Raw genomic sequence first — 2886 nt, 5'->3', positions numbered from 1 at the left:
GAGCACTGCCTCTTGGCGGTCGGTGTCGGTCACGAAGTATGGGGACAGATAGCCCTTATCGAACTGCATACCCTCGGTGAACTCGAGTTCGGTGCCGAATGTGTTCGACTCTTCAACGGTCACAACGCCGTCTTTGCCGACCTTGTCGATTGCGTCGGCGATGACCTCACCGATTGAGCTGTCGGCAGCTGAGATGGTCGCAACGTTGGCGATGTCTGACTTGTCGTCAACGTCCTTGGCCTGAGCGAGAATCGAGTCAACGGCTGCCTTGACGGCCTGCTCGATGCCCTTCTTCACACCCATTGGGTTGGCGCCTGCAGCGACGTTCTTCATGCCGACCTGCACCATTGCCTGTGCGAGCACAGTTGCGGTGGTGGTTCCGTCACCTGCGACGTCGTTGGTCTTGGTTGCGACTTCTTTCACGAGCTGTGCGCCCATGTTCTCGAAGGCATCCTCGAGCTCGATCTCCTTTGCGATGGAGACACCGTCGTTGGTAATCGTTGGAGCACCAAACTTCTTGTCGAGCACGACGTTGCGGCCCTTGGGCCCGAGGGTCACCTTGACTGCATCGGCGAGCTTGTTGACGCCGGCCTCAAGGGACTTACGGGCTTCGTCATTGAACTTCAGAACTTTTGACATGTTGTTATCTCACTTCTCCACAATTGCGAGTACGTCGCGGCCCGAAAGCACGAGTAGATCTTGTCCGTCGACAGCAACTTCAGTGCCGCCGTACTTCGAGTACAGAACAACGTCACCGACGTTGATACCGAGCGGAATCAATTCACCGCTTGCTTCGGCGCGCTTTCCTGGTCCAACAGCGAGCACTGTGCCCTGCTGTGGCTTTTCCTTTGCCGTATCTGGGATAACGAGACCAGACGCAGTCTGCGTCTCTGCCTCATTCGGCTTGACGACGATGCGGTCATCGAGCGGCTTTAGGTTCATGTTGCAGGCCTCCATGGCGTGAACAGGGGTTGATGTGATAGCGCCAGTTACTTCGTTAGCACTCATAACTGACGAGTGCTAAGGCTACGGCTACCAGTGCGAGTTAGCAACCGGCAAGCGAGAGTGCTAACCGAGATTTTTGGTCGATCCCGCAGCGTTCACGCCAACCGACCGAAGTAGTTCAATCGTTTCTGCAAGAGGTAGCCCGACAACGTTTGAGACACTTCCCGAAATTGCAGAAACAAAGCCAGCGGCCCGACCTTGAATTCCGTATGCGCCGGCCTTATCGAGCGGCTCGCCGGTGCCGACATACCAGACAATCTCTTCATCGCTCAGTGATCGGAAGGTCACCGCGGTTGTTACCAAAGCCGATTCGAGTGAATCTGCTCGCGCAACACACACCGCGGTGTGTGTGAGGTGCTCGCGCCCTGAAAGTGAACGAAGCATCGCAACCGCGTCATCGGCGTCAACCGGTTTCGCAAGGATCTCTCCGTCGCGGTCAACCGTCGTGTCTGCGGAAAGAACAACATCTAAGGGATGCAATGCACTCACTGTTTGCGCCTTGAGTTTCGCAACGCGCCTCACGTAATCGACAGCGCTCTCCCCTGGAATAGTCGACTCATCGACATCTGCTGGGACGACCACAAAATCGACCTCAAGATCGCTCAACATCGCTCGACGACGTGGCGAGCCGGATGCGAGCACAAGTTCAGCCACCCGACACTGCCATCTCTTGGGCATCATCAGGAATTGTCATATCGGTTGCAGCGTCATTAGCCGTCAGGAAACCCTCAGGAAGCGCAACCTTGATCGGGCCATTTGTATGGCCACGACGAATTCGGGCACCACCTTCAACGAGAAGGGCCGAACGGTCTACCCCAGCCAAGAGGTCTTCGAGTTCAGCGATAGTCGACACCAAGGAGAAGCGCCGTCGGGCCTCGGGCCCCACCGGGTAGCCAGTGAGATACCACGACGCATGCTTGCGAAAATCTCGCATTGCAAAGTTCTCACCATCAAGCCGTTTGCCCCTCTTCGTCACGACATCTGAGGAATAGTGATCAACGAGCGCGCGGGCGTGATCAAGCATCACATCTGCAACCTCGCCAAGACTTCTCGGTGCTGGCACCTCCCGACCAGCGAATGCCTCAACGAGATCCGAGAACAACCAAGGTCGACCGAGACAGCCTCGCCCGATCACCACTCCGTCACATCCGGTTTGGTTCATCATGTTGAGCGCATCCTGCGCTTCCCAGATGTCACCGTTACCAAGAACGGGAATGTTGTACCCGGCGTCGACAACCAATTCTTTGAGTTGAGCAATCGCACCCCACCGAGCATCTCCGGAATAGTGCTGCTCAACAGTTCGAGCGTGCATCGCCACCCAGGCGACCCCTTCATCGGCGCAGATCAACGCAGCATCACGATCGGTTCTGAAGACATCGTCAAGACCCATCCGAAACTTTGCTGTCACCGGAATCCCAAATGGTGAAGCCGCCTGCACGGCGGCACGAACAATGGCGCGAAGTAGCGCTGGACGAGCAGGAACTGCCGCACCCCCGCCCTTGCGGGTCACTTTTGCTGCCGGGCATCCAAAGTTGAGGTCGACGTGATCGACAAGCCCCTCTTCACAGACGATTGACACTGCCTGTCCGAGTTGAACCGGATCACTGCCGTAGATCTGCAGACTTCTCGGATTCTCATCAGGAGCAAATGACATCATTCGCATCGTCTTGTCATTGCGATGCACGACAGCCGCAGACATGACCATCTCATTGACGTAGACGAGCCCCGGCGCATGCTGACGGCAGATCGACCGAAATGCTGCGTTTGTCACGCCAGCCATCGGCGCCAAAACAACCGGTGCCGCCAATGTGTGGTCACCAATTTGCATTGGGATTCGCTCAGCCATCAGCAATACCTGTTTCAACAAGAGGCATCGAAGGG

General features: G+C 56.5%; 4 protein-coding genes. All 4 read right to left on the bottom strand.

Annotation, left to right across the window (positions count from 1 at the left end):
- The coding region (locus AC1QQ2_RS13950) for a TCP-1/cpn60 chaperonin family protein (protein WP_479713583.1) at positions 1 to 639 on the bottom strand (639 nt) is incomplete at its 3' end.
- Between the two features lie 9 nt (positions 640 to 648).
- Positions 649 to 1008 (bottom strand): co-chaperone GroES, encoded by a 360-nt coding sequence (groES, locus tag AC1QQ2_RS13945; protein ID WP_479713582.1) that lies wholly within the window; start codon positions 1006 to 1008, stop codon positions 649 to 651.
- Positions 1009 to 1068: 60 nt separating this feature from the next.
- On the bottom strand, positions 1069 to 1683 hold the full coding sequence (locus tag AC1QQ2_RS13940; protein WP_479713584.1) for a Maf family protein: 615 nt from the start codon (positions 1681 to 1683) through the stop codon (positions 1069 to 1071).
- On the bottom strand, positions 1652 to 2886 hold a 1235-nt coding region (gene dusB, locus AC1QQ2_RS13935; protein ID WP_479713581.1), incomplete at its 5' end, for a tRNA dihydrouridine synthase DusB. The genes dusB and AC1QQ2_RS13940, both read right to left, overlap by 32 nt.

This window comes from Aestuarium sp. (assembly GCF_023253315.1).
In the GTDB taxonomy this organism is placed as follows: Bacteria; Pseudomonadota; Alphaproteobacteria; order Rhodobacterales; family Rhodobacteraceae; genus Marivivens; species Marivivens donghaensis.
This window is presented reverse-complemented; position numbering and strand designations above follow the sequence as displayed.

Excerpts from the sequence above, each read along its gene's own strand:
- AC1QQ2_RS13940 (WP_479713584.1), bottom strand. The coding sequence starts at position 1,683 with ATGCCCAAGAGATGGCAGTGTCGGGTGGCTGAACTTGTGCTCGCATCC.
- groES (WP_479713582.1), bottom strand. The coding sequence starts at position 1,008 with ATGAGTGCTAACGAAGTAACTGGCGCTATCACATCAACCCCTGTTCAC.